This window comes from Halospeciosus flavus (assembly GCF_029814175.1).
Classification (GTDB): Archaea; Halobacteriota; Halobacteria; order Halobacteriales; family Halobacteriaceae; genus Halospeciosus; species Halospeciosus flavus.
Genome location: NZ_CP122313.1, coordinates 233,353 through 260,276, shown reverse-complemented (window position 1 = coordinate 260,276; position 26,924 = coordinate 233,353). Strand labels below are relative to the sequence as shown.

At 54.4% G+C, this 26,924-nt stretch carries 16 protein-coding genes and 3 pseudogenes; 10 read left to right on the top strand and 9 right to left on the bottom strand.

Going from position 1 to position 26,924, the window contains the following annotated elements:
* The first annotated feature begins 25 nt into the window (after nucleotides 1-25).
* The 5 genes from P0Y33_RS18240 (at nucleotide 26) to P0Y33_RS18220 (ending at nucleotide 3,301) form a co-directional block, all read left to right on the top strand.
* Complete coding sequence (locus tag P0Y33_RS18240) at nucleotides 26-256, top strand: hypothetical protein (protein ID WP_279530233.1); 231 nt, start codon at nucleotides 26-28, stop codon at nucleotides 254-256.
* Between the two features lie 78 nt (nucleotides 257-334).
* Entirely contained in the window at nucleotides 335-592 is a 258-nt protein-coding gene (locus tag P0Y33_RS18955; protein ID WP_321170514.1) for a hypothetical protein, read from the top strand.
* 494 nt (nucleotides 593-1,086) lie between these two features.
* Nucleotides 1,087-1,536, top strand: a complete 450-nt coding sequence (locus tag P0Y33_RS18230) for a hypothetical protein (RefSeq protein ID WP_279530231.1) — start codon at nucleotides 1,087-1,089, stop codon at nucleotides 1,534-1,536.
* A 271-nt stretch (nucleotides 1,537-1,807) separates the two neighbouring features.
* Nucleotides 1,808-2,533 carry a hypothetical protein gene (locus P0Y33_RS18225; RefSeq protein WP_279530230.1) on the top strand — a complete coding sequence of 242 codons (726 nt, stop codon included), beginning with the start codon at nucleotides 1,808-1,810 and terminating at the stop codon, nucleotides 2,531-2,533.
* A gap of 372 nt (nucleotides 2,534-2,905) precedes the next feature.
* Nucleotides 2,906-3,301: an HVO_A0114 family putative DNA-binding protein gene (locus P0Y33_RS18220; protein WP_279530342.1), complete on the top strand. Its 396-nt coding sequence runs from the start codon at nucleotides 2,906-2,908 to the stop codon at nucleotides 3,299-3,301.
* Nucleotides 3,302-3,670: 369 nt separating this feature from the next.
* Here P0Y33_RS18220 and P0Y33_RS18215 read toward each other — a convergent pair whose 3' ends face one another.
* Both P0Y33_RS18215 and P0Y33_RS18210 read right to left on the bottom strand, forming a co-directional pair.
* Nucleotides 3,671-4,006: a hypothetical protein gene (locus P0Y33_RS18215; RefSeq protein WP_279530229.1), complete on the bottom strand. Its 336-nt coding sequence runs from the start codon at nucleotides 4,004-4,006 to the stop codon at nucleotides 3,671-3,673.
* Entirely contained in the window at nucleotides 3,999-4,367 is a 369-nt protein-coding gene (locus P0Y33_RS18210) for a DUF7344 domain-containing protein (protein WP_279530228.1), read from the bottom strand. Before P0Y33_RS18210 ends, P0Y33_RS18215 begins: the two co-directional genes overlap by 8 nt.
* A 265-nt stretch (nucleotides 4,368-4,632) precedes the next feature.
* Here P0Y33_RS18210 and P0Y33_RS18205 point away from each other — a divergent pair, with 265 nt between their 5' ends.
* The gene (locus tag P0Y33_RS18205; RefSeq protein WP_279530227.1) at nucleotides 4,633-4,872 is read left to right on the top strand and encodes a MarR family transcriptional regulator; all 240 of its coding nucleotides are present in this window, start codon (nucleotides 4,633-4,635) and stop codon (nucleotides 4,870-4,872) included.
* A gap of 13 nt (nucleotides 4,873-4,885) precedes the next feature.
* On the opposite strand, the gene P0Y33_RS18200 is transcribed toward P0Y33_RS18205, so the two are convergent.
* From P0Y33_RS18200 to P0Y33_RS19195, 4 genes and pseudogenes are all read right to left on the bottom strand, one after another.
* A complete protein-coding gene (locus P0Y33_RS18200) occupies nucleotides 4,886-6,043 on the bottom strand; it encodes a BREX system ATP-binding domain-containing protein (RefSeq protein WP_279530226.1) in 1,158 nt (385 codons plus the stop codon).
* Nucleotides 6,040-6,941 (bottom strand): annotated as a pseudogene (locus P0Y33_RS18195) (hypothetical protein). Before P0Y33_RS18195 ends, P0Y33_RS18200 begins: the two are co-directional and overlap by 4 nt.
* A complete protein-coding gene (locus P0Y33_RS18190; protein ID WP_279530225.1) occupies nucleotides 6,938-7,972 on the bottom strand; it encodes a tRNA-guanine transglycosylase in 1,035 nt (344 codons plus the stop codon). Before P0Y33_RS18190 ends, P0Y33_RS18195 begins: the two are co-directional and overlap by 4 nt.
* 99 nt (nucleotides 7,973-8,071) lie before the next feature.
* Nucleotides 8,072-11,066 (bottom strand): annotated as a pseudogene (locus tag P0Y33_RS19195) (queuine tRNA-ribosyltransferase tRNA-guanine transglycosylase).
* 124 nt (nucleotides 11,067-11,190) lie between these two features.
* Here P0Y33_RS19195 and P0Y33_RS18175 point away from each other — a divergent pair.
* From P0Y33_RS18175 to queC, 4 genes and pseudogenes are all read left to right on the top strand, one after another.
* Entirely contained in the window at nucleotides 11,191-11,646 is a 456-nt protein-coding gene (locus P0Y33_RS18175) for a 6-pyruvoyl trahydropterin synthase family protein (RefSeq protein ID WP_279530222.1), read from the top strand.
* A pseudogene (locus P0Y33_RS18170) lies at nucleotides 11,646-12,420 on the top strand (7-carboxy-7-deazaguanine synthase QueE). Before P0Y33_RS18175 ends, P0Y33_RS18170 begins: the two are co-directional and overlap by 1 nt.
* 1 nt (nucleotide 12,421) lies before the next feature.
* Nucleotides 12,422-13,030, top strand: coding sequence for a GTP cyclohydrolase I (gene folE, locus P0Y33_RS18165; RefSeq protein WP_279530221.1), 609 nt, complete (start codon nucleotides 12,422-12,424; stop codon nucleotides 13,028-13,030).
* Entirely contained in the window at nucleotides 13,027-13,722 is a 696-nt protein-coding gene (queC, locus tag P0Y33_RS18160) for a 7-cyano-7-deazaguanine synthase QueC (RefSeq protein ID WP_279530220.1), read from the top strand. The genes folE and queC overlap by 4 nt, the downstream gene beginning before the upstream one ends.
* 161 nt (nucleotides 13,723-13,883) lie before the next feature.
* Here the strand turns inward: queC and P0Y33_RS18155 are convergent, their stop codons facing one another.
* The 3 genes from P0Y33_RS18155 to P0Y33_RS18145 are packed head-to-tail and all read right to left on the bottom strand — an operon-like array spanning nucleotide 13,884 to nucleotide 26,831.
* Nucleotides 13,884-15,860 carry a phospholipase D-like domain-containing protein gene (locus P0Y33_RS18155; protein ID WP_279530219.1) on the bottom strand — a complete coding sequence of 659 codons (1,977 nt, stop codon included), beginning with the start codon at nucleotides 15,858-15,860 and terminating at the stop codon, nucleotides 13,884-13,886.
* The gene (locus P0Y33_RS18150; protein ID WP_279530218.1) at nucleotides 15,850-21,309 is read right to left on the bottom strand and encodes a DEAD/DEAH box helicase; all 5,460 of its coding nucleotides are present in this window, start codon (nucleotides 21,307-21,309) and stop codon (nucleotides 15,850-15,852) included. The genes P0Y33_RS18155 and P0Y33_RS18150 overlap by 11 nt, the downstream gene beginning before the upstream one ends.
* Complete coding sequence (locus P0Y33_RS18145) at nucleotides 21,309-26,831, bottom strand: DEAD/DEAH box helicase (protein ID WP_279530217.1); 5,523 nt, start codon at nucleotides 26,829-26,831, stop codon at nucleotides 21,309-21,311. Before P0Y33_RS18145 ends, P0Y33_RS18150 begins: the two co-directional genes overlap by 1 nt.
* Nucleotides 26,832-26,924 lie beyond the last annotated feature (93 nt).

Here is a 26,924-nt window from a genome sequence, read left to right as displayed (position 1 = left end):
AGCGGAAAGACTACCGAGGGTCAGTGTGACGGTATCCCTGAACAAAATGGCTGACAAAGATTCTGCACCACTCGTCCAAATCGATGAGCTCACGAAAATCGCATCGATAGATTTGGAGAATGTTGACAACGTGAGCCCTTCACTTCGAGATGATCTTCTCGCATTTCTGCTAGCACTTGATGACGAGGACTATGCATCAGCGGCGGAGCTCTGCGGACGTGTCTCTGAAGACCTAGAAACGCTAGCAGAGGAGTGAACAACCTCGTTACGAGACGTCGTGGTGTGCAGCCGTGTCAAGTTGGGCTGTCAGTTGCTGCTGTGTGTCGAGACCAGTATGGAATCGGTTGATGAGCTCAGTTTGATGCTCCGGACAAGTGAGAATCGCGACAGCACCATCTTCAACCGGAACGAGCGGCTGGTGCGGCGTCTGGGCTGCGAGGCCACAACTGGGACAGCTCACGCCGCCAGCAGGTCGGTGGTTAAGGAGTTCAGCGGTTGCCTCCGTCGTGTACCCACAGATCGAAGCGAACTGCTGGAGATGGTCGTCACAGCCGATAAGTGGCGCTGTAAGCTGGTCGAGCAGCAGAAATGACAGCATATGCCGTTCTGGAGACTGGAGTGCTAACTCGCACGCGTCACACTGCATCGGGGGAAGATCCTGGTTTACAGCTGAGTCGTGATACCGAGAATCTTCGAGATCCATCTGAGGACGGGTTTCGGTTGCGACGCTAGACGGGTAAGTGGTTGGGAGGCCTGAGCTGGTAATCGGCACGGAAAGTTAACCAACAATAGAGGGATTCCTCTCAGTTTGTTGGTTAAGTTTGATCCGACTCAATAACCTCAGCCCACTCGTAAATCACGTATTGTGTGAACAGTAAAACCATCACAGCCATCGATTTCTGAAAACGAGAGTATCGACGCATCTCCGTGCCGGCCCACACGACGCCTTGTTCACACGAGATTCGTAGTTTCGTGTATACGTCCAGGTGATCAGCTACAACAACACATGACCCCGTGGAGACAGGAAAGAAGACGGAAAATGAACTGACCAGCACACTTTTTATTCACCTTCATAGATACGGAAGTATGGTTACCCGTCGTAGGCTACTTGCTGCAGGCGCGACTGCCGTTATCGCTGCTTCATCTGGCTGCGTAAGTAAGAATCCAGACGCCAGTAGCGCGATTAGTAAATATCGTCTCGGATACAGTTACTTCCAAGACGCTGGAGAAACCGCTCCCGACGTTTCAGAAACGAAAGACAGCAAAGAGCCAGCATTATTCAGAGAATCGGCCAATTTGTTCAAGGAGACTCAACAGAAATTCTCGGAGGCAAAGCAGTTAGCGCATACTGAGCGCGCGAAGAAGATTGCACAGATTGCCCTCGAAAAGTCTGCTCTCAAGTCACAGGAGATGAATCAACTCGCCCAGGATAATACGCAAATGGCGCTCACGAAATCACAGTTAGCCGGTGACCGCCGACTCGCATCCGTTGCTGAGTTCAGAGACGCGACGAATAATTCCTATTTCTCCTTCTAAATCTCTCAGTCAATCTGGTCGGTCGGAGAAAGCTGAGTGGGATGAGGAGAACCCGCCAGAATTCTCACTATAAGCGAAATCAGAGTCTTTTAACTCGGACAGAACAGTAGCTCTGTTAAGTTGAACCGTGCGCGACGTCCAAGTTATTGATGCGTCCGCGGAGACGACAAGGGCTCACCACGTAATTGGGGTTGACGAGTCTGGGAACGTGACTGGCCCGGGTCCTTTTGCTCTCGCAGCGGTTAGATCGCCTCGCGAGTCAGGCGAACGCTTGGCAGAACTCCTCATTCAGCACGGACTTTCGCCGTGGATGGCGAAATCACAGAGCCTACGCTCCAAACTATCGCGACAAGAACACAACGAACGAGTTGAGTCGTTACTGCAGGACCTAACCGAGCACTCTATCGAGTGGTACGCGGCATTTGGTCATCAGAACGCGACGATTCACCAGAAGGCTGCTGGCGTGTGTGCATTAGCGAAAAAGACCATTACTGGTGACCAAGCGTATACCGGCGACTCGGTTCTGCTCCCTGATGGGTCACCCAGTATGTACGGCGAACAGCAGCTCCATCTCCGGCATCAAGCCGCCCAGTTCTTTGATGGGCCATTCGATTCCGCGTTTGGGTCAGTGTATCCATCTGGGTTGCCGAAAGCGGATTTAACATACCCTGAGGTAGCTGCAGCCGACTATATCGCTGGATACGTCCGTGATACGCTGGCTGCCCAAGAGCAGTCCGTATCTGACTTCAGTGAACACGTAGTCTGGTTTGACTCAAATTGGCGTGAGCCCTCGAATGTCACCCCGACACAGTTCTACGCGTTGCGACCAGCAACCGGACAGTACGGGACTGTCGAAGGAACACGGGTGGTTGCATGGATCAAGGGTCGACACCCAGATGGAGAAGACCACGATGTCAGCAGTCAAGTGCAGAATGCTGTCGAGATGCTTGAATCTGAGACGATACAGCAGTATCTCTTCGAGAATATTTTACCGTAGATACGGACGTCAACAGGGCGTAGGCCACTACCCCACACCCCTAACCGAATTAGTCCCCCAGGGTCTACCTGATGGGCCTAATTCGCGTCCTCACTTGGTCACTAGCCCGCACGACAAATAAGTCTTTACGCCGTCCGGCACAAATCTATGACAAACATCGTCGTAATCGAAACAAGGCGTGAGACTACCGAATCCTCGGTTTTGAAGACAACACACGTCTGATGACTATGGTATCACGACGTTCCATATTGGCACACAACCGCACGGCAGATGATTGGTTCACTTTCTCCACGAACATAGACTACTCAGTCGGCCTAGTCTCCAACCCCATAGGGGTTGGAGACCATCCCGAAGGAACACACATTCCAAACCATGACTCAAACACTCTACGTTACGATTGGCTCGCCCGACCGTAGTGGCCTCGAAGACTGCCTCAAAGTAATTGACAGCAGCGAAGACGTCACGCCACACAACCCGACGCTCGCCATCGAAGACCTCGAAACGTTCGGGCGAGTCTTCCGCAGCACCAACCTCGAACTCCTAGAAGCCATCGTCGAACATGACCCTGCCAGCATTCGGGAACTCGCGCGTCTCGTCGACCGGAACCCACCGGAGGTCTTGGGGAACGTCAACGAGCTCGCAGACTACGGCCTGCTTAAACTCGAGGAGGATGGGCAGGCGAAACGGCCGGTCGTCTGGTACGACGAGATCGACGTCGACCTCCCGTTGACGTCGACGGGAGCCCAACGGGACCGGGCAAACGCCTAGTGCACCGGTTCTCTGGTTGGGTCGGTGCTATTCTTGCCCTCAGCGTTAACCAACACCGGCCGAATCTGCCGGCAGGTGTTGGTTAGAGCATCTCGGCCTCGCGAAAACTCGAACAGGTAAGTACGTATTAACGGGTGCTGGAGAAGATGTCTTCGAACGAGTCAAAGAAGACTGCCCGGACGACTGGGATACCATTCAAATCCATACAGGGCTTACGTTGTTTGACTTTGATTAGTGACGCTTGTGAACCGTTGATAAGTATCTGATAATTGACGTTCCGATTCAGGGCTGATGTCGATATATGGCGTCCAAACGCTCATCAGATGCTAAACTCGGAAGTACGCAAAGAGAGTGAACTCTGAACAGTACTCACTCCGATTCACTCCAACACCGGACTGAGCCATCTCTCACACCTTCACTGCCCTCTTCAATTTCACAAGTGAAGTACTCACCTGCGGGATACATGATGAACCGATCTTCCTCAATATTCTCCACTCTGCTCGCATCTTCAATCTCCCAATCAGCGTCCTCACTCTCTTCCCACGTGTAGTACTCGCTTTCGCCCTCTACAGAAAAATCCAGCACACCGGTTCCACTTCCTACGATATGTTCTACACGATTGAGTCGAGTCGTCTCTGAGATTCTAACCATGTTGAAGAGACTATTGTATTCGCTGTTTAATGCAGTTGCTACCTTATCAGACATGGTGGTTCTTAGAGTGGAGAACGTACCGAGTGATTGCAATCAGTGCGGCGTACTTCTTGATTTCTGGGGTGACGGTCACAACCTTAGCTCGGTCGTCATACTCGATAATGTCCTGTTTGTCAAGTTTCGGTAGGTGAGTTTGAATGAGGCTGTTGTAGGCTGATTCGTAGTGTTCTGTTGCAACAGATCGTGGAGGGGTTTGCGTCTCGATACTGCCGATAACTCTCGCTAGGTGCCGAACTTCTACTTTCCTGCCGTACTCAAACAACGCCAAATAGTTCACTAACAGTAATCTCCTCGCGTTGCTGAGGAGGGTGAATACGTTTGCAACGTTATTGGTGTTCGGAGTAGCAGCAGTCATACGCAAGGTCCCTCTACTTGCGTTCGCGCGTGTGTTGGAGTGCAACCGTCGACTTTTTCCAAGTGGTTAGTATTTGTGTACATGCTGTCTGTTTCAGGCAGCGCGGGGTGCGGTGTCTCCAACACCGCCCTCATCTTCTGAGGGAATCCGCGCTTCACATGGTATATTCTCCCGAGCGCACTTAATTCTAACGTAGTAAAATACTGTGACAGAACCCCTGCGGAAAGATACGACTATACGACTTGCTGAATATCTGGAACCTAAGATGGTCAACAAGGAGTACACTCCCAGCGAAAACGAAGAAGCGATCCTGAAAATATTGAAAGAAGGGCGTGATTCTGGTGAACCCTGGGGACGAGCAAACCCACTGTTCCTACGGGAAGAAACCGGATTGAACAAGCAACAAGTGAATTACAGCCTGAATCAACTCGCGGCAGCAGGCTGGGTCACAAAACTCACAGAAGGGCTGTATGAATTCGTTAGCGACCCCCGAACCGACCCCTGAGCTAAGTCATTCGTTAGAATACCTCCTGAACGACTTCAGTCGTGATTTTGGGTTGGCCCGAATCCGCTGCGTCGTCTAATACGCGACTACACATAGAGAGCACTTGCCGGATGTTCCCCTGAGAACGTTGGAGAATCTGATCAAGGGCTGATTCAGAGAACGGATGGATTCGCCCTTGTTTGGCATCTAATGGTCTTTCTCGATCTAAGTAGTCGCCCACCAATTTATACAAGTGCTCGCTGGTCAGCGGCTTTAGCGCGACCTCTTGGCCGATGCGTTCGCTGAATGCATGGTACTCGCTCATCACATCTTGCCAAACCTCCGGTGCACACCCGAACAACATGCAGAGTCCCGAACTATTCTGATCCATCAGATGGCGGATACTGTTCAAAGTCGCCTGTTCGTTCTTTGGTGAGAGGCGAGCAATGCTCTCAAACTCGTCGACGAACACAAAGACGCCCGTGTACCCGAGATCAAGCAGCATATTCTTGAGCGCCGTAAACGCCCGAACACCCATCGTATCGTCGTCTAACGCGCTGTGAATCTCCATTTCCTTGCGCTGCTCGTACCGGATCCCCTCTGCGGTCAGCCACTGCCAGGCGTAGAGGTTCGTATCCTCGTACACCATATGCACAATCGCTCGCGCGAAGTCGGCGAACTTCGTCACGTCGCTCAGACGGCGAATTGCTTCTGGGACGATGTCCGACAAGAGCACCCCCCCTTCGTCGATGAGGGATTCCATGGCGGTCGCATCCATCGGGTTGGTCTCAGTGACGTCACGAGTAACTGATGCGAGGTACTCGTAGGCCAATTCCTGAAGGCCGTTGAAGCCGAGGTCGTAGACGAACTCGTGGTAGATATCAAGAAATCCTTCCCCAGGTTGGGCGACATATCCGACTACCACGTCTTCCCGGTCTCGAAGCAGTGCACGTGTGTATTTGAGAGTGTGCGACTTCCCGTTCCCGTACTTCCCGGTGATCACCAAATGCTTCGACTTTCCAGTAGCCAGCATCGAAGACACCGTCGAACTAATCTTCTCGGAAACATGCTGCTGTCCACAGTAAATTTCTGGATCCTCCGCTGGGACAGGACTATACGGGAAGGGGTTCCCGTTGAGGTCGTATTGCGAGTAGTCTTGCTGTTCGTCGTTGAGTTGGAATGCATCAGTCATGCTAAGTCCTCCTTGTCGAACGTGATCTCGCGGTCGTGCACCGCGAGATAGTAGTATTTCTTGTCGTACAATTCGACGCCGGACATCACCTGTTGTGTCGACTGGGACGTCGTTACCAGGCCGTCGTCGTCAGCTAGTTCGATTTGCTTGATGCCGAGCGCAGCGTCTTTGGCCGTTGTGTCCATCGGTGCGCCGGAGAGCTTTTTGCCGACGTTCTGCTGACAAAGCGCCAGAAGTGCTTCGTCGAAACTGCCACGTCTACACCCAAGGCGTTCACAAACGTCCTCCCTGAGTTGTGGAATGGACAGATACCGTTCGTGGAGATCCACGCCTGCAGTCTGTTCCAGGTCGTCGAAAACGTTGAGAAGGATGTAGTGGAAGTTTTGTGGGATATCGGAGCGTGTTGTGACGTAGTAATTTCCCGTGAACGCATGCCTTTGGACACTTCCTAACCGTTCCGCCCAATCACCGACGACCTCGATTCCTGTTTGGTTGAATGAATACGGAGTGAACTCCTGAGCCTCTTTGAGGTGTTCAGCAGTGTGTCAAGATCCGCCTGTTCTGTTTCTTCTAGAGTTTCGATGAATGTCCCGTAGTGCGGGCTACGTGTGGCGAGAATAGATCCAGCCTGTTCCCAGTCTTCGGACCGAATCGCTTCAAGGAACGACTTTCCCACATCAGTCGTCTTGTAGACCGCGTCTTCGTCCTCTGTTCGTTCATCCTCTTCAAGAAGCGTGATTCGTGTTGCTTCCAGGACCGTCTCACGTGCTCGTCGATGACTGACGTCAAGAGTATCCTCAAGATTTGCTGTTGTTTTCGGTTCGCCGTTGCAGGCATGAGTTAGCTCAACTAAGCGGCTCAGGGTAACCGGCCGAACCGTTGCTCGTTCGTCGCTCATGTGAGTCTCCTCATTTGCTGCTTTGCAGTTTTGTATGCCCGCTGTGTGACCTCGTTTCCGCGGAACCGTAGATCGAGATACTCCTCGATGTCACGATCAGATGAAGCGACGTACTTGAAGCGCCGAAGTTCGGTCGCCAGTGCCCACAAATTGTGCTGAGTGAGTGCCTCTCTGTCTTCACGGATGTCTGCAAGCGTGCGTGTCCCGCAAACCGGACAGGGGCAGGGAAGCCTCTCTAAATCCTCGATATTGCGCAGTTCTTCACCGCCAAACCCTGGTATCAGGTAGTTCCGATTGCCAGCGCTTCGGATGAATGCTGACGAGTCGAAACTGTCGACGCCGAGGTAGAGCAACAGTGGTTGGTAGACGAGGCCACCGAGTCCATAGACGTGGAGGTGCTTGTCGGTCGCGTTCCTCGCAGCAAGGATTAGCTTTGTTACCTTCTTGTAATCTGTCCGAATAGGGACAAGACTCCCAAGAGCGTACCCGTCGAATTCACCATTTCGCTCTAAGTGCTGAATACTATTTCGTAGGGTTTCAGGATCGTATCCGTGGACACTTGCCAGAAGCAATTCGTCGCCGTCATGTCGGTCACTCGCCTCGAGTGCATACCGAATACTTCGATCGATTCGCTCCTGATTTTCCGCGTCACGGTTTTCCCTCGATATCGGGACGTCGACAGTCCCGAAAATGTCCGCGTCCAGTTGTCGCTGTGTTTCGAGCGTTTCTGCTGGGGTAGTGTCTACCTCTTCGCTGGAGAAATCGAATCCGCCACTATCTGCGAACACGATGGTGTTCTGTGGAACATCCATCTCCTCTCGAAGGGTAATATTGTCTGTCAGTCGATTCCACATCGGGTCTCGATTGCGAATCGAGCGAGCGTTAATCATCGCCGCCGAAAACTCCGGGATCGTCCCCACGTACGTCGGCGTGTTATCACTCGATCGCTTCCCGATATTCCGCACAGGAAAGAGAACTGGCGTCTCTATTGTCCCGTGAGGTAAATCGAGTTCTCGTCGTCTGTACAACATGACCTCCCGCTCGGATACATCATCAATTCACTTAGATAATGGGGAGATAGACGAGAACCGGAACGAGAGGGCTGTATGCGGGTTATAGAATCCCGCTAGCTAATATTTCTCGAACGCTGCTTGTGTTGTTTCTTCCTCAATCTGGCGGCAGAGAGTTTCGATAATTTGGGGTTTTAGCGTTTCAAACCCCTCAACACGATTAGCGAAGTTCTTCATATAGTGTCCCTTGAGACCGACTACAATAGTGCCATGACGTTTGGCATCCTCTGTACGCGCAGGTACCGACACAATGTTGTCGAACTGGTCTTCAACGACCTCTCGATTGAACACTACACCAATGCGATCTGCGGGTACTTCTTGGACCATACTGTCCACATCGATACTGGTGTAGTAGTCACTCCCGAGAGTGAAGAAGACGATATCGTACTCTGACTCAGTCAGGACTCGCTTCAGGTCTTTCTGAATCTGTAGCTTCTTCGACCTTTCCCGGATTTCGCTGACGTTCATGGAGCTGAACGTTACTTCGTATGGCGGGAGGGGATCATCTTCCGCGACAAGGCCAAACCCAGCGCTAATGAAGTACCGATCAACGTCGTGTCCCTGACCCCTCAACCGACGAGATGCATCTTTGACATGCTCCTGCTGGCGCCCTGTGTACAAATCCTTCGCCGCAATTCCTGGGACATTACCCCGGTTCAGTAACTCTTCTCTGGAAAATTCTAAAGTCTCTGCTTGGTTGAAAACGGGAGCATCATCCGGAATCTCTTTTGACCCTGAACACTGGTCGATGACGAGAACGTCAAGACCATCGCTGGTGTCGATTGTCGGTGGGTGCGGCACAAAGTCCTCGCCGACGGAATAGTCTCGGCCACACGCCTTGAGCACGCTTTCACGCAACTCTTCGGGGTCATCGAATAACTGGAGTTCACAGTCGTTTTTCGAGACACTGTCCGCAATTTGGGGGCTGATTTCGCCGTCCTGCGTGAGGAGGAACAGATGTTGGTAGCGTTCCGTTTGATCACCGATTGCCTCGGCTATGCGATCCGGGGAAAATGAGACGAGGGAAGGCGTCTCATTCCACCATTCCTGAACACCATCACCGTGTAAAGTGCCGATCTCAGCCACCGGGAGATCGTGGACCTGCTCCCAGAAGTCGGAATGCTTGTCCTGAAGATAGTCTTTAATGGTTTCGTACCCACTAAGACTGGCAGTCCCTTTCGTCGCAACCAGAATCTTCGGGAGTTCCTCAGCGAACTGGTCGTAGAACCGACGCGTATTGTGGAATCCACGGCGACGATTTCGGTCGTTTCCACGGAAAACACACACTTCTATCCCGTGCTTTTCACAGATGCGGCACTCGCAGGTTTCCCACGGACGGTTTCGGAGCGTCTCCTGATATTCCTCAAGCAGATGATCGTCTCCAATCCAGTTCGCATAATCTTTGACAACCATCCAAATCTGGTCGTACAGACTCAACCCTGGTTCCTCGTCTTCGCCATCTAAGCGCTGAGAAGATGCATCGGTGTCTGTATCTCCGCCAGGGGATTCATCACGTCCAATATTAGAAATTGCTTCTTCCAGTTTGAGCTGGTCTAGCATTCGGGGAAATGCTTCGAGCTCGCGTTCTGCGGTTCGAAGCAACTCTTCGTATTCCTCAAACGGAATCGGCGCCTCCGGATCGTCTTTCCGGAGCAACGACAATCCGGCTACGAAGTCGGTCACTGAAACTTGCCTGCAGTTCCCGACCATACTCGAAGTCGTTCCGGAATGCCGATTCGACCTCCCGAAGTAGGGATTTGTCGTATCTTGGATCGTGACGATGTTCCTGAAGGTACTCTCGTGCTGCGGGTAGAACCTTCTCAGCTTTCTGATGCCACTTATCAATAGCTTCGATTAACGGGTATTCCGAGCCGTAAGCCCGCAAAGCCACCAACGCCTCCCGTCCACGGAGCGACTTTTCTATGGCTTCGTCGAGACTGTCGGTATTCGACGGATATCGAATTCGAATCGCATCGTATCGCTCCTCACTATCAAGCTGGTAGTTATCGCCGCCAGTCCACGCTGATCGCAGCATACTCGCGCTGTCGAAACTCGTCATGCCGGACCGACCGATAGTCTCGAATCCGTCAGTTTTCGCAAATCCAAAAACGTGTGAATCGACACGCGTGCTATTCTCCCGCTCAAACGACTTAACGGTCTTTCCGACACCCTTCACGATTTTTCGAACTTCATGAATCGGACTCCCTGCTACGCCGCCGATTCCAAGGTAGTCATAGCCGAGGTCAAGCACCTTGTTAGCAGCCTTAATGTACGACTTGGGGTCCCACCCCTGGATAGCAACCATCAAACGGAATGGATAGTCACCATTCTGATACAGATCGTACATTTCTTCGGCATTGTGTAGCGTCAACTCATAGCGGAATTTCTCGTCGTTCTCTCGATAGACTGCACGGCGATCCTCAGCTAATCGCCGAAGAACGACATCGATATCGCCATGAAAATCACTTGCAGTAAAGTTTGTGATGTTTTCAGTCTGTTCAGTTCGAATTGACGGCTCGTACTCGCCGACATAATCCGGCCACTCCTCAGGCCACTCGTCAACCATAACGTCGACGACATCAGAAAGAGAATCAGGAATGTCGCCCTTCTTGAAGTCCTCGTGAAACGCACGCTTGTCGAGATAGAGACGGCCCTTATCCTTACCGGAGCCAAGGACCAAGTGATCGATAGTAACGCCGACAGAAACTTCTAGTGTCTCATAGAAGTCTAGCATATCCTTGTTTCCGTAGGGAGGGAATGGGAGTGATTTGTACCCCCACGCTCCACAATCGCTGATTGTCGGTAGCCAGTCTGGAACTGAGAGGACTGGGTCGTCATAAACGCCGTATTCAGCGAGGCGCTCAGCTTTTCGGTCGGTCTCTTCGACTTGCTCCCGTGAAATTAGCACCCCATCGATGGGTGTGGTTTCGCGATCGAAAATATCCCAGATGTAGTCGAGATTCCGCTCCTTGCGGTTGAGACTAGAGAGCTCGTCGTGCTCGAAGTCGTAGTGGGCGTCAACCGCGTCGTCCCACTCAGGAACGTAGAACCTCATAGATTAGAGTCACCATGTTAGGCTTGCTTCGCCGAACCATATGAATATCCCTTTCTCTTGCGAGTAGATGGGGCTCGAGTATTCTTCCGATAATACTTAGTGCATACTGAAAGAATGCCGTTCCATGCCGTTAGAACAGCAACCCACGTCACAACTCGCTGACAAAGGGGAACGAACACTCCTGATCGGAGGCGACCAACCAATCCGAATTAGCACAGGACACCGCCTCCTCCACCACGACGGGAAATGCAGTCGTCCACATGGTCACAATTACGAGATCTCCGTCGAAGTCACCGGGACCCTCACCGAAGATGGGTGGGTCGTGGACAAAGGAGATATTACCCAGGTAATAGATGACTGGGACCATCGCTTCCTCCTCGAAGAGGACGATCCGCTCATTGAGGCCTTCAAGCAGAGTGGCGACGGTGATTCACTCATTGTCCTCGAACATCCGCCAACTGCGGAAGTGATGGGGGTCATTTTGGAACAAAAACTCCTCGAGACCCTCCCTGATTCCGTCTCCGACGTCTCAGTGATGGTCCGAGAGACGTCGGAACTCTGTGCGGGGGCGACTCACTAATGCCAGTGAGCTCAACCGCTGACGAGCAGTCAGCAGACAACGTTGAAGGCGCAGCATTGCCGGTCAACGAACTCTTCTACTCGCTTCAGGGCGAGGGCAAAGCTCACCGGGACACCGTCGGTGTTCATCCGCACAAGTGGCTGTAACCTCCGATGTTGGTTCTGTGACTCCTATCATACTTCCTGGGAACCAACCCACGCCACCATGAGCGTCGATGAAATCGTTGAGGAAGTGCAATCACACGCAGACGCCGATCACGTCGTCCTTACTGGCGGGGAACCACTCATCCACGACGAAGCAGTCACCCTCCTCGAACGTCTCGATGATCTCGGCTACCACACCACCGTCGAAACCAACGGCACCATCCATCGCGACGCACCAATCGACTTAGCAAGCATTAGCCCGAAACTCGCCTCCAGCACACCCACCGCTGAAAAGGACCCCAAGGGCGACGGCGAGTGGGCTGACCGCCACGAGAACCGCCGCATCGACCTCGATACACTCGGCCAGTTCGTCGATGACTGTGACACACAACTCAAATTCGTCGTCACAGGTCCCGACGATATGCCCGAAATCGAGTCCCTCCTTGCAGACATCCGCACAGCCACATCGAGCCATATCCCTGATTCCGATGTCCTGCTGATGCCCGAAGGGACGACACGCGACGAACTTGACAACAGGCGGAAAGAAGTCGCTAACTTGGCGATGGAGTACGGCTACCGGTACACGCCGCGCTTGCACGTCGACCTGTGGAACGACGCTCCCGAAACGTAACATGACGAGTACGCACTCTCAACTCGCTAGTGACGAGGTAGAATCGGAGATCGACCACGAGAAAGCCCAGCGCGGTGTTCGCCTCCTACTGGAGGCCGTCGGCGAAGACCCGGACCGGGACGAACTCGCTGAGACCTGGCAGCGCCGCGTTCCGGGCGCGTTCGCCACACTCACCAAAGGCCAACGCGAGGCCGCCAAGCCCACCATGCGGACCTTCGATGCGGAAACGACCGATCTCGTCGTGAAGACGGACATTCCAGTGTACTCGCTGTGTGAGCACCATCTGCTACCGTTTTTCGGCACCGTCCATCTTGCGTACAGACCGAACGAAGAGGTGGTGGGACTCTCGAAGCTGACGCGGTACGTCCGCTGGCAGTCCCGCCAACTCACGATGCAGGAACGGCTAACGAACGACATCGCGTCGGGGCTCGCCGACGAACTTGACGCAGCCACAGTCCTCGTAGAAATGGATGCAACCCATCTCTGTGAAGCGATGCGCGGTATCGAGACGGAAAGTACGACTACTACCAGAGCGACAGCTGGGGAACCGTCTGAAGCCGAGCGTGACCGGTTTCAGGCCGCAATCAATCGCACGGAGGGCCACCAATGACCGAGCAGCGGGCAGTTATCCTGGCGTCTGGCGGGATGGATAGTGCGACTGCAGCAGCAGTTGCACAGGACGCTGGATATGACTTGTACATGCTGCACACGTCGTACGGACAGCAAACCGAGACGAAAGAATACGAATGCGCGAAAGCGCAGGCAGAGGTCTTCGATGCCGCCGACTTCCTCCATCTGACAACCGACCACCTCTCGAAAATCGGTGCATCGAGTCTCACTGACGAGGAGATGGACGTCGAGGAGGCGGACTTGGAGAGCGACGAAATTCCAAGTTCCTACGTGCCGTTCCGGAACGCCAACTTGCTGTCGATGGCGACGTCGTATGCAGAAGCCAACGACTGCGAGGCCGTATTCATCGGCGCACACAGCGAAGATTTCTCCGGGTATCCGGATTGCCGGCCGGAATTCTTCGAGGCATTCCAGCAAGTCGTCGACGTCGGCACGAAACCAGAGACAGAGATCAGCATCGAAGCACCGTTCGTCGAGTCATCGAAAACGGATATCGCCGAGCGCGGCCTCGAACTTGATGTCCCCTACGAGCACACATGGAGCTGTTACCGCGACGAAGCACCAGCGTGTGGCACATGCGATGCATGTGCATTCCGCCTCCAAGCATTCCAGAATCTCGGCGAACGCGATCCGATTGAATACGCTGAGCGGCCAGACTATACCGAGTCCTAAGGTCTCTGAGACCGGCTTTAACGAGAAAAGCGGGCAGCCAGAGGCACAATCTGTTGCCCGCCCACTCTCATCCTCTCACGGGGGTGATAAACCGCGTCTGTGATTGATTCAACCAAGTGAAATAAACGCCAGTGCAGTGTTTCAGTTTCGACTCGCTGCAACTACGTGTAGTAGGAGGGGTAGAAGGACCGTTTTGGGATTTCCTGCAGGTTAGAAAGATCCACTTCGTCCGCTTCCGAGAGTTCCCAGACGTGGTCGAAGAAGTTGATCGCGGCAGCGACAAAGTTAGCGTTCTCAGTGTAGATACCGCATTCGGGATTCCAGTTGTAGCTGTTCTTCATAAAGTTTGCCGACCCCAGAAGGGCGGCACCCTCTGATGCATGCCCGACCGTCTGAAGCTTTGCATGAATGCCAAATTCAGCGAGGTCAGTTGCATCAGTCTCGCTGATGATGCGTTGATACTCCTTGTATCGTGAGTAGGTGCGGATTGTGACCTTGTCGCGGTTCTCCTCAAGATCTCCGAGAAGATTGTCTCGAAGCCGCTCCCACTCCCATCGACGTTTGGTATGACGCGTCAGGAGGCGGAGTTCGTAGCCATCTCGAAGGAGGCTACGGAGCTGTGAGGTGTATTCTGAGAACGTGTCGTCGTCGTACGGCGTCATAATTCGGACGACACGTTCCTCAAGATCTCGCTCTTGGCCACGCGTGAAGAGCCGATCAGTCATCTCTGTGAACCGGCGGATATCGTTACTGCGCTCGTTCTTCCAGCGTTTCAATCGGGCGCGTTCTCGCCGGAGGGCGGGATTATCGTCGACATAGCGTTCCATGGTCTCCTGCCCGAGTGCGTCTGGATCCGGAAGGGTGTAAACGAAGTACGTCGGGGCGATGACATCGTCATCAATCTGTTCCAGCAACCCCTCGATAACGTCGTCGCGAGCACGAGGTGACGGCGTGATGTTGACGTCTGAGAGAGCATCCCGCCACAAGCGTCGTGTATGGATCGCCTCGAAGAGATCGTCCTGGAAGTCAGCATCCCGATCACTGCCATGAGGGGCCGCCGGGACAGCATCGAAGTGGATGAGTAGGTCGTCCTGAAGATGACACTTGACGCCGGGGAGTTTGGAGAGGGATTGATAGAGTTGGTAGGGCTCAAGGTCGAGTTCCTCACTGAGTGTCGATAGTGGAATCGAGTGACGGGACGGCTGGTTGTGAATCGTCGCTATGAGATCAAGGACCGTTGTTACGTCCGCCTGAGAGAAGGTTTCCGGGAAGGCATCCGCGACAGCATCGACGTCGATAGTGGCGTCATCGCGTGTAGCCGACTCATGGGACGGGTCGAGGGCGCGCTTGAAGAGTGTGAGTTCCTCTGTTATGGTTGCGCTCGTGTCCTCAATCGCACTTAGAATATCCGCATCTGGGGTTCGAGTCGGTGATTGATCACGCCCAGCAACAATGGCATCAAGTGGCGTTGTCTCAGAGACGTGATCTGCTGTGACTGTGGCATCCGTGAGGGAACTAGCGACGTGTGCAACGAGTTGCGTGTCATCGAAGGATGTGAGTGCAGTGGCGAGCGCAATCTCCCTCACTGGAATTGTGTAACGCCGTTCAAGACGTTCGATTGCCCACTCGATTGTTTCTCGATTCAAGATGACGCCCTCCGGGTAGAGATCAAGGAAGTCGAGCGAGGAGAGTAGTGGCGCAATGACTGCCGTATCGTAGCTATCCCGCATGAGAGTCTCGAGTTCACCCCGGGGTAGGTGCTCGTCGTCGAGCATGGCGAATTCGTAGAGAAGTTGCTGGATACGCTGGATGTGGGTAGCAGCAACTAGACGAAGCGCGTCGCCAGGTTGCTCCGTGTCGAGGACGAATCGACCGCGGTCAGTTAGTCGACCGTCATCGGTGACGAGGGAGAGTTCGGCCTGTAGAAGGCGGTGAGCGTCTGCCACTGTGCTAGGCGCGCGCTCGTCGTTCGTCCGGAGGACTGCCGTCTTGTAGTGTGGTGCAAGCGCCTGTGTGAGCGAGACGTCAGTTGCAACCGCACAGACCGAGAGGTAGAGACTCTCTGCGGAGACCCCCCAGAGCTCCTCGGGGGAGCGCGTCCGGAGTTCACGAAGCGCGCTCGGAACCTCACTTGTCATCGTCCAACTCACTCTCGCGCTGTTGTAGGGTCAATCCCTCCTCGAGAAGATCCATTAGTTCACCCTTCGCGATGGTCTCCGGATCGTTCTGATTCTCGCAGCCATATTGATAGATGCAGAACGGACAGCCGTTATCACAGTCACACTCAAAGGCCTCCTTCATCAGGTCGACGGCCTTGTCGAATTTCTCGCGGGTATCACCAGATCCCATTGTGAGTAGGACAGTTACACCACTTCCACCGGTTTCGTTATCGTAGACGTACGTGCCGTCGTCGCCGAGTGCTTCGGGTACAGCGCGAACGCCGACACCCCCGATATATTGCAGTGCCATTCGGACGCCGTGGGAGAATGCGTGTTCAAGTTCCTCGTCGTCGAATTGAATCCGAACCGCCTTGGTGTCGAATTCAGTCGCGAGTCGGACGACATCAGTATCTTCGGTGGAGTGCTCGGGATGCCTCATACAGTACGCTGTCTCGTCGTCGCGGGCGATTACTCCGTCACAGTTCTCTTTCCCGCAGAGTTCGAAGACATTTGGGAGTGGATCTGAACCTCCTCCAGCGTAACTGGCGCTGAACTGCCGAACGGACGACTGAATCGACACATCGCCATAATCGAAGCGGCCGACCATATCGCCATTGTCGGTGACGATGTCGAACGATTTCTCAGCTTCACCTTGGAACTCAGTGACATCGGTTTCCGTTGGTGCGTACGTATCCTGAATCTCGGAGTCTCCTGACTGGTAGATTCGTGTCGGCCGAAGCGGCTCGCCATTCGGGAGTTGTCCGAGGACGAGATCTGACTTGTACGCAGTCACACGTTCAGGAACGATCGTCTGTAGACGCCTGAGACTTGAGCCACATTCCTCGCATGGTCCTTCGCCCAGTTCGTATTCAGCACCACAAGTTGGGCAGATTGCAGACGCACTCTCGAACTGTGATGTCCGATACGAATGTGCACGCACACCAGTCACGATGTATTTCTGGTTGTCCGAATGGAGGTATGCCGCACCGGGGTGCAGTTCCGAGAGCGCGATTCGAATCGACCGGGACTGTAGTTCCTCCGTCACGGATTCAAAGTCATCACCAATGAGTTCGTACTCGACAGTATCCTCCACGGAGCGGAGGCTGAACGGTGTCGTGCTATGTTCCTCAAGGAACGTCCCATAGTCCATCTTTGAGAGCCGGTCCAAGTACTGATTCAGGTTGGCGCTCCGACTCTGCAGGCGATCGCGGCGATCCCGTTGCTCGGCACGATCATCCGAGTCTCGACTTCGGCGCTTCCGTCGCCCGCGAGATTCAAGGCTGAGCTCGTTTAGTTCTGACTGAACTTCATCTAACTCATCGATAATTTCGTCCTCGAAGTCGAAGTACCCCTCGACAAACTCGTCGATGAACGCCGTCATTGCGTCCTCAATCGTTCCAGCATGAGCGTCCGCTGCGGAGACGACCTGACCGGCGCACTCCGTCTGGCTACAGGGGCCTTCGTAGCCTGCACTGTGCTTCCGGCCACAGTCTCGACAGTAACTGAAGCCGAGAATCTCTTCGAGCCAGGATCGGACTTCCGGCCGGTGATCTTCGTATGCTGCTTTCAGCGTCTGGAGTGGCGCCTCCTCGTCGATATACTGGATTTCGTCGTTCTCGCTTGCGAGGAGTGCAGTGAACGTGACAATATCATTTGGCCGTGGCTCAGACCGTGGCACCGGCTCTTCCTCACAGTAAATGTCGTCAATAACATCACTACTCTCGCGACACCACGGAATCCAGTATTCGGCAGCGAAATAGTCGAGAATCGCCCACGTCAACGAGATTCGGAGGACTTCCTCGTTCGTTTCGTTGAGTGGGACAGGCTGTGGTTCAGCCTGAATCAGTTCGTTCGGTCGTTCGTAGTAGTAGTAGTCAATTGGATTCCGCTGACTGATTGAATGGACAAGAGAAGATCCAGACTGTCGTCCTGCACGGCCGATACGCTGTAGGTAGGAATTCGTGTTCGGTGGCGTGCCGTAGAGGAGTAATGCGTCGAGGTCACCGATGTCCATTCCAACCTCCATCGCAGGGCCGGAGGAGAGGAAGTTCGGGTATCGGCCTTCCCGGAACTGGTACTCGATGCGGCGTCGCTCATCTTTCTCGGTCAGTCCGAAGTACGCCCGTGATACAAGCATCAGAGGATCCGAGTAGTCGATCCGATAGGCAGTGAGAGCGAAATGAGGGTGCGTGAACTCGGCGCGCACCTCATAGTCTGCGCTGAACGTCACTGCCTCTACTTCAGGGGCAGTCGGATCACACGCCTCGTCGAACGTCGAGCGGAACGTGTCCGCAGTTGGGAGATAGGTAATCGGCGTTTCGTCGTCAACATTTGCACACAGGACGTGGTCTTCGTCAAGGCCGACGAGATAGCCCGAATCTGTCTCGATACGACGCAAGAGCTCTTTCTCGACAAGCGATTCGACGTGACGGCTTGCCTCCTCTATATCGTCACTGAGCGAGCTAACATACTGCTTACTCTGCTCATTTACTGCCTCAAGAACCGCTTTCTCGCCGTCTTCGAGGGTATTCCAGTCGACGTCGAGCTGGACGTCGATGAGCCCTTTCGATGGAAGGTGGTCACGATGCCGCCAGCGATTGTTATAGCGGCCACGGAGAACTCGAGCAGCGACTTCCTCGGCGAGGAAGTCCTCGACAGATTGCTGGTACCCAGTCATGCGTTCGAGAACTCCACCATCGCCCTCGGTGAGCATCTCTTCGTATTCGCGTGCCTGTTCGATAACTTCGGCTTGGATGTCGGCAAGTGTCGTCCAGTCCTCGTCTTCGAGGGCGTCGATAACGAGTTGGGTGACAAAGAGGGTTTGTTCGGGTTCGGTGAAGTTCCGGTTGAGTTCCTTCATGTCCGACTGGCTGTCTGCAAAGGACAGCATCTTCGCCTCTCGGAACGATTCCGGCTCTTCGATGTCTGCGATTTCTCGCAGGAAGTACTGCGCCGTCGTGACTGCCGTGTTCCCAGGCCCACGAATCATGGACTCATAGCGCGAGGATTTCCGATAGCTCTTGCGCGAGTCATAGCACGGGACGGCCCCGTGGAAGGTTGAGGGCTTCCGGATCTGGCCAAGTTCGTCGACAAGTTTGTACTCACGGAAGCCACGGACTGCTGGTGAGGTCTCGGGGTTGTCGCAGTTGCATTCAGCACCTGGGAGAAGGTCGGTATCACAGTTCGCACAGTGGCTGATTGCGTTGATGTCAAGGAGACCGGTTCGTGCGAAGCGCCGCTTCCCGCAGTCACAGGTATTCGGGGGGTTCCCAAAGTAGACTGCTGAACAATCAGTATCACTGCACGACCAGCCGAGGTACCGCTTTGGATGTAATGCCCCGCCACAACTGCACTGATAGCCTTCGTGTTGCTCGTGGGCGTCGCCACAGTCCTCACAGTAGAGGATGTCGTCGTCGGAGAGTGGTTCGAGGTCGTGTGAGTGGCAGTTCTCACAGACGATTTCAGTGTCTGCGGGGACGGTTGTGCCACAGTCTGGATTCCGGCAAATGAGGGTGTCCTTGTCGTCACCGAGAACGAGTACGGTGTCACAGTCGGGACAGTGGGAGATCCGGTCGATTTTCTGACGGTCGCCACAGCCCGTACATTCGTAGTAGGGGCGCCAGACTGTCCGAATTGTCTCGGTCCCACAGCTACAGGTATGATCCTGGAAGTACTCGAAACGGCCTTCTCCGGATGTCACATTAAGTGGGGTGAGCCGCTCGCAGTCCGGACAGAACCACGATTCGAGTGCTTCTTCTCCGCAGTGGTTGCAGTACGCAAGTTTGGTGACGAAGTGATGGTCACACTGCGAGCAGGTCGATTGTGGCATATCGTAGACTGCTGCACAGTTGACGCAAGTGTAGTAGCCGTCAAGTGGCCAACTGAAGAGATGGGCGCGACTCTCGAGCACGCCTGAGAGTTGTCCGAGTGTGACGAAGTTGTCGACGAGCTGTTTCGCCTGTTCGTCGTCAAGGTCGTATGTTTCAACGAGGTTGGAACGGAGGTCTGCTGGGCGTTGGGCCTCGTCACGGAGCGATGCGTAGAGTGCGCGAACAATATCGAGGTGATCGCCGCTAGCCTCTAGGAGTGTATCGTAGAGACGATTTCCAGTAATGCGTTGGCGATCTGCTTCGGACGCGTCCTCTGGGAGGGGGCCGACGATGTCAGTGACGAGGGTTTCAGCCGGGTTCTTGTCTGCGGCTGTGCCGGCTAGTCGGTCTGGGTCGATGGTATTTGCGACGAATTCGGTTGGGAGGTCGGCTGGGAGTGCCTGTTCAAGTGAGCGCGGGTTCTCCTCGACGACCTCCATTTCGGCGTCTGGGAAGGGGTTGATTCGTTGGAAGATTGCACGCTTGTTCTCGACGGTTGCACTAGCCCCGACGAGGCGGAGGTCATCTTCTTCGTCTTCGTCGAGTCCTAACAGCGAGCGCCGGGAACGGAGGTAGCGCCGCATCAGGGTGGCAGTAAACGACCCGAAGAGTTCGGAGTATTCGTGAATTTCGTCGAAAACGACGTACTTCGGTTGGGTAACGAAGACTTGCTGCTCGTCTTGCTCGTTGATATTGAACAGCCGGTAGTTGACTGTATCAGGATTCGTGAGGAGAATGTCGACCTCAGCATCGACAACCTCCTCTCGCGTGAGTTTGATGAAGTCAAGATCGACATCCAAGTCAGACGGCGCATCGTGGGTCACCTGATACCCGTCCTCGGTACGCTCGACCATCAGTGAAGACGCGCAGTCGTCGCAGGGGCATTCGAAATACTTGAATGCAGTATCGAGATATGAGAACGCGTCTGGATCGTTATGTGGGGTGTCGCCGTCAAAAATCCCAACTGTGATTCGATCCTGGCCCGTTCGAGTCTCGTTGAGCGTATAGAGGTATTCAATAAGGCGCTTTAGTTGATCTTGGGCGAGCGCCTTCGTGGGATACGTAAGGACGCACTTGACGCTCTGCGGTGGGTGGTCGTCGTGGTGGCCGGCCTTTGCTTCACAGATATATTGGAGAATAGGGATGAGCCAACTCTCAGTTTTCCCACGGCCCGTGCCTGCGGTGACGAGGGTGTGATTGTCGTCAAGGAGAGCTGCTGCGGTTTCTTCTTGGAACTGGTACAGGCGCTCGAAGCCGGCTGCATCGAAGGTTCGAATGACGTCCTCGTGGAGTCCGTTCTCGGCAGTATCGGCTACCGATGGGAGGGTTTGTGCGATTTCCGTCCACGGCGTATCGCTCTGCCGGGGGAGATCGAGTGCTTGGAGGAACGGCCCTCGTGTTCGCATAAACTCCGGCAGTCGTTCGTGGAGCGACTGTTCGGTGCCGCCCTCATATCGCGAGATGATGTCTTTGAGTGTGGCCGTGTTCTGTCCCGCGACGTAGTGGTCGCCGTAGGCTCGCTTCAGGTCTTCGGCGAGCTCGAGTGTGTCGTGGCTCATCAGTCTGTCGTGGATGTCGTCGGTTCGTTAGTAGTCGAATTGGCCGATGCAATCGTTGGTAGCCCGGTTTCGAACAGGTCGAGGATGTCGTTGCGTGCGAACGATCGGGGGCGGTTGTGTTCGTCACAGCCGTACTGGTAGAGACAGAGTGGGCACCCGTCTTCGCAGTCACAGACGAAGTGGTCTTGGACTAACTCCATCGCGTGCTGGAAGTTTTGGAACTCGCCGTCTTCGCGTTCGACGAGAAGTTTTGAGATGTTCGCACCGCCTTCTTGTGCATCGAGTAGGTCGACATATTCGTCGTCCGTTGTTTCGTTGATCTCTCTAATATTTACGCCGCCCAGCGACTGGAGTGCAACACGCAGGCCGTGAACGAATGTATGCGATTGCTCGAATGTGTCGAGTGAGACCCGTACACCGCTGGTTTCGTAGGAGTGGCCCAACCGCACGTACTCCGGGTCCGCGCCGCGGCGGTTTGGACTGTGTTCGGGATCAGCCGAGCACTGCGCAAGTTCGTCGTCGTCGCGATAGATCACACCGGTACAGTTCTCCTCTCCACAGATCTCGAATGGGTTCGGGCGTGGATCTATCTCACCGTTTTTGTACTTCGCTCGATAGCTCTCTGTATGCGTCAGAACGGAGTACTCACCGTATTCGAGGGACCCGATGGGGTTCTCTGAGCCATCTACGAGTTGGAATGACTCGGTGGCACTGAAGTCCAGAACGGTCGTCTCTTGCTCCGCGTACGTATTCTGTACTTCTTCGTTCGGTTTCTGGTAGAGTGAGCGTGCTGGGTCGCCGCCCTTGCACATCAAAAGGTCGTCACGGTGCGCTTCGACAGAATCCATCGCGACGAGGCGCCGCCGCTTCAGGGGCGCATCATGGTCGCACGAACACTCTGTTGCAGAGACTGGATGAGTTGTCTGGCAGGCGCTGCAGACTTTCTCCTCGCCTAGTTGTTCGGCATCGGCCTCCCTCACCTCCTCACGAAGGTTGGATGACTCAAAGTCGTCTGTACGGAGATGGCTAATCGCGTACGTCTCTCCGTCATCCAGGTAGGCAGCGGCCGGGTGGAGCTCCTTGATTGCCATGCGGACGTTTCGACCACCGTAGCTTCCACCGACCTCACTGCGGTCGTAGTCGCCGTCACTCTCTGTAACGAGTGTAAGGCCGACGTTGTTCGAGACACTCCGCATGTTAAACGCGAATTTGCTTAAGCGCGCATTCTGGAGGAAGTCCGAATACGATTGTTTTTCCAGCGTATCGAGATGCGACTGGAGTGCCTCAATACGCTCTGCAATTGCGGTCTCGCGCTGCTGCAGTTGCGTTTTCTCCGCACGTGACGCACGCCGCTTGTCACGCCGGATTTCCGTGCGCTTCTGACTCAACGTCTGGTGTTCTTCCTCCAGTCGCGAGCGATACGATAGATACTGGTTCAGATAGCGTTCGTGGAAGGAATTGACTGCCTCATCGACGAGGTCCCCGAACTCTGTTTGTGCGTCAAGCACCCGACCAGTACACCCCTCAACACGGCAAGTTTCGATGTCAGTATCGCGACCGTACTTCGCACTACAGTCAGCACAGTACCGATAGTCGAGCAACGAGCGGAGGTGTTCCCGAATACGACGCTCGTTGTCACTGACGATGGTGCCGAGTGCTGCGAGTTTTGAGACATCAGTATCGAGGCCGAGTTGGGTCACGGGCAGCATCATCAAATGCGTCAGCTTCCCGTACTCGGAATCGTCGGTATCCTCAGTGCGGCGCGAGAAATCATCACCCCCTGAGACTCTCGCATTCGGCCCCCACCCTTCGATCTCCCAGGGGACGACGAAGTTCGCTGCGATATAGTCAAACACCGCCCAGGACAGCGAGACACGAAGGACTTCTTCGTTGTGTTCGTTGAGTGGGACGGGTTTTGGATCTGCACTAATCAGGTCCGTCGGCTCCTCATAATAGTAATAGTCGATCGGATTTCGCTGACTAACGCTATGCACCAGTGAGGAGTGGGAACTCCGCCCTGCTCGACCGACGCGTTGTAGATACGCATTCATATTTGGCGGGACACCATACAGGAGGAGTGCGTCCAGATCACCGATATCCACCCCCAGTTCCATCGTTGGTCCGGAAGAGAGGAAGTGAGGATAGTTGCCTTCGCGGAAGAGGTACTCGAGTTCGCGCCGCTCTCGCTTGTCCGTCATCCCCAAGTAGACCTTCGAAATCAGGATGCGAGCCTGTGAATATTCAGCCCGATAGGCTCGGTGATGGAACCGTGGATGACTCGGATCTGCACGTTCTGTGAGCGTGGTTTCAAGCGGTACGGAGTCCCTGGAACGGAGTCCGACCTGCCCTGTCCACGACGGCAAGATCTTCTCTGAGTCAGGGACGTACTGTAGATCATCGTCTTCGCCCGAGATCGTCAGCTCGAGGGCCGATGGCTCAATCGAGAGATACTCATCACTGTCTTCCGACAGAACCCCTTGTTCGATGAGCGACGTGACTACGGTATCGAGACCTTGATCGCCGCCTTCGTGTGCGATGGAATCAGCCGCGCAGCCATTCCCGTTCTTGATGATGGCTCGAAGTACGTCGCGCTGCGCTCCGGTCAATTCAGCGAATACAGCGGGTTTCACGCGAACGTCAAGCAAGCCATCACTTGGAAGGGAACCGCCACGTTCGCTATATCGTTGGCTGTAGCTATGTGGGATTGCTCGCCGGAAGAGACGATCTGTAATAGCCTCGTCGGCGTCCATGAATCGGCGTGCTCGATCGATTAAGTGATCTTTCAGGTCGAAATTGACATTCTGCAGGCTCCGTGACGGGCTGAGTTCCTCATGAAGCGTCTCGATGCAGTCCATGGAGTCAGCCAGCACTTGGTCCAGTGACACCCAGTGTTCGCCGGGAGTACGTACCGCCTCGATAATCGCTTGATCAAGTAATGTCTCCACTTCAGGCTCGTTGAAGTCACGACCGAGCTCTTTCATGTCGCGATGCGAGTCAGCGAAGGAGAGCAACTTCGCAGACGAGTAATCTTCGTCGTCCGCGACTTCTCGAAGTAGATATTGCGACGTCGTAACGGCGATGTTATTGGGACTACGGACCAGCTCGTCATACCGGTCGCCGATGCGATATCCGAGTCGCTGGTGGCGACAGTTCAGAATGTGGTTTTCATCCCGAACCGGGACGATTCGGCCATCATCCGTGAGCGTTTGATACGACTGGAAGGCATCTGCTTGCCGGTGAATCTCGGTATCGTCACACGAGCAGGAACCACCTGGCCGCACTGCAGTCTCGCATTCACTACAGCGGTCGTTCTCAAACACCTCGAATAACCCCTCCAGAACGAAGTCCGCACTCCCACAGTTACACTCTGCTGGGGGCGTTGACGAATAGTGTCGACTGGAACAGCTCGGTGCACGACAGACCCACGGAATTAGTCGAGTGTTTGCGACAGAATGTCCACACTCGCATTCCAGCGGTGTTTCTGTCGTACTGTACGACACTCCACACGACGGACACTCCATATCGGCTTCTCCAGTCCGAAGCGTACGTTGATCTGACCCACAGGCCGAACACCCGGTATTAGCCGGTGTTGTCCGCTGACACTGTGGATTAGTGCACTCCCATTCCTCGGAAGACGTACGCGCCATCTGCGCACCGCACGAACATGTCTCGACGACGCTCCGAGTCTCAACGGAGTCGCACGCTTCACACGCTAACTGAGGTGTGAACGTAACGCGGAACAGTCGAACTTCGGTGTCCCTGGCATTCTTGCATCGGCCACAGTACTGCTCATCCTGAGATGCGAAGCTTCCTTCTTCGGATGGAGTATACGGCTCAAGTTGGTCACACTCAGGACAATACCATGCGACAAGCGATTCTTCAGCACATCGCCGACAGTAGGTTGCACGTGTAACGACGCCGCACTCACAGTCTGTACACTCATCTTGGGGCGACCGGTAGACGGCCAGACACCGAGCGCAGGTGTAGAAGCCATCAAGTGGCCAGGAGAACAGATGACTCCGGTTTTCCAGCAGGCCAGAGTATTCGCCCAGTGTACGGAAGTTCTGCAACAGCGTCTCCGCAGCAGTCTTCGTCAACCCATATTCGGCTTGAATGTCTTCGATGAACGTATCGCGAGTTCGTGGCTCATCAGCCAATTGCTGATGCAGATTCTGTATGATTTGAACTGTTGAATCGGCGGGAGCATCGCTCGTGAGATACTCAAAGAGCGCATCGCCGAGTAACTCGTCTAGACTCTCGTTGTCGATTGTATCCGCATCTGCGATCGATGGCTGAAACGAGTCGAGGGTGTCAGGATATTGGTTCTTTCCACGGACAGCACGCCGCAGTTGCGCCACCGTAATTTCGTCCTCAAAGAGTGCCGGCCTGATATCAGTGACTTCCGGCGGATTGAGCGTTCGCGGATTCTCGTCGACGTGGGCAACGTCTTTAGCGCCACTGATTCGCCGGAACAATTCGACGTCGTTCTCGACGGTTGCGCTACTTGCGATAACTTGCGGCTCACTAACGCCGCGTTCGGCCCGAAGTGCGCGAATTCGTTTCGTGAGCGTTGCGGTATATGTCCCGAAGATCCCATCATAGGTGTGGACTTCGTCGAAGACCAGGAATTGTGATTCGTAGATGAAGGCGTCGTGCTCGTCGCTGGCGTTCGTATTGATGAGTTTGAGATTAATCGTGTCCGGATTCGTCAGGAGGATATCAACCCCTTCCTCGAGAATCTCGCTTTTCGTGAGTCGAAGGAAATCTAGTGGGACATCGTCGACGCACTGCTTTTTCTCCGGTTCTAATTCGTAGCTCTGTGTCGTATTCCGAATGTGAACGCCTTTTCCGCAGTTCTGGCATTTCTCCAGTGAGTCGTTGTAGCCAGGGCATTCGAAATACTTGAACGTCGAATTCAGGTATCCCTCTGCTTTCGACGACATATTGGTCGGTGTGTCACCATCGTATATCCCGACCGTAATTCGATCACTTGCTGGAAGTTCCTTGTTGATTCGATAGAGGTACTGAATTAGTCGCTTCAGTTGGTCTTGGGCAAGCGCTTTCGTCGGGTACGTGAGCAGTGCTTTCACGTCACCGGGATCGCTCTCCGCTACTTTCCCTTGATTCGCGTTGAGGATGTAGTCCAGAATCGGGATTAGCCAGGCTTCAGTCTTCCCGCGGCCAGTTGCGGCTGTAATCACCGTATCATGTCCGTCCAGAATCGTCTCAACACTCCGTTCCTGGAAATCATAGAGGCGCCGAAACCCGATATCCTCGAAGGCGAGTCTGACGAGTGGATGGAGGCCTACGCGATTGCTGAACGACATCCATGACTCTGTACTCCAGTTTGCCACATCGAGTGCCTGCAAATACGGGCCGCGGAAGCCGATGACGGAATCCTCGTCATTATCGGTGGCTTCGAAACGGTGTGCGACGTTTCGTGCCGCTCGTCCACCGGTGCCGATGAAGTGGTTCCGGTAGGCATCCATCGCCGCTTCCGCACGTTTGGCGGGGTTCTTCATCGGACAGCTAGAGACTCACCTTAATCGTCGAGCGCAGTGCTTTGACCTCCAGCATCTCATTAACGCTCTCCTCCGATAACTCGTCAAGGTCGA

Excerpts from the sequence above, each read along its gene's own strand:
- queC (WP_279530220.1), top strand. The coding sequence starts at position 13,027 with ATGACCGAGCAGCGGGCAGTTATCCTGGCGTCTGGCGGGATGGATAGT.
- P0Y33_RS18175 (WP_279530222.1), top strand. The coding sequence starts at position 11,191 with ATGCCGTTAGAACAGCAACCCACGTCACAACTCGCTGACAAAGGGGAA.
- P0Y33_RS18220 (WP_279530342.1), top strand. The coding sequence starts at position 2,906 with ATGACTCAAACACTCTACGTTACGATTGGCTCGCCCGACCGTAGTGGC.
- P0Y33_RS18215 (WP_279530229.1), bottom strand. The coding sequence starts at position 4,006 with ATGTCTGATAAGGTAGCAACTGCATTAAACAGCGAATACAATAGTCTC.
- P0Y33_RS18155 (WP_279530219.1), bottom strand. The coding sequence starts at position 15,860 with ATGACAAGTGAGGTTCCGAGCGCGCTTCGTGAACTCCGGACGCGCTCC.
- P0Y33_RS18205 (WP_279530227.1), top strand. The coding sequence starts at position 4,633 with ATGGTCAACAAGGAGTACACTCCCAGCGAAAACGAAGAAGCGATCCTG.
- P0Y33_RS18190 (WP_279530225.1), bottom strand. The coding sequence starts at position 7,972 with ATGTTGTACAGACGACGAGAACTCGATTTACCTCACGGGACAATAGAG.
- P0Y33_RS18230 (WP_279530231.1), top strand. The coding sequence starts at position 1,087 with ATGGTTACCCGTCGTAGGCTACTTGCTGCAGGCGCGACTGCCGTTATC.
- P0Y33_RS18200 (WP_279530226.1), bottom strand. The coding sequence starts at position 6,043 with ATGACTGATGCATTCCAACTCAACGACGAACAGCAAGACTACTCGCAA.
- P0Y33_RS18150 (WP_279530218.1), bottom strand. The coding sequence starts at position 21,309 with ATGAGCCACGACACACTCGAGCTCGCCGAAGACCTGAAGCGAGCCTAC.
- P0Y33_RS18955 (WP_321170514.1), top strand. The coding sequence starts at position 335 with ATGGAATCGGTTGATGAGCTCAGTTTGATGCTCCGGACAAGTGAGAAT.
- P0Y33_RS18210 (WP_279530228.1), bottom strand. The coding sequence starts at position 4,367 with ATGACTGCTGCTACTCCGAACACCAATAACGTTGCAAACGTATTCACC.
- folE (WP_279530221.1), top strand. The coding sequence starts at position 12,422 with ATGACGAGTACGCACTCTCAACTCGCTAGTGACGAGGTAGAATCGGAG.
- P0Y33_RS18145 (WP_279530217.1), bottom strand. The coding sequence starts at position 26,831 with ATGAAGAACCCCGCCAAACGTGCGGAAGCGGCGATGGATGCCTACCGG.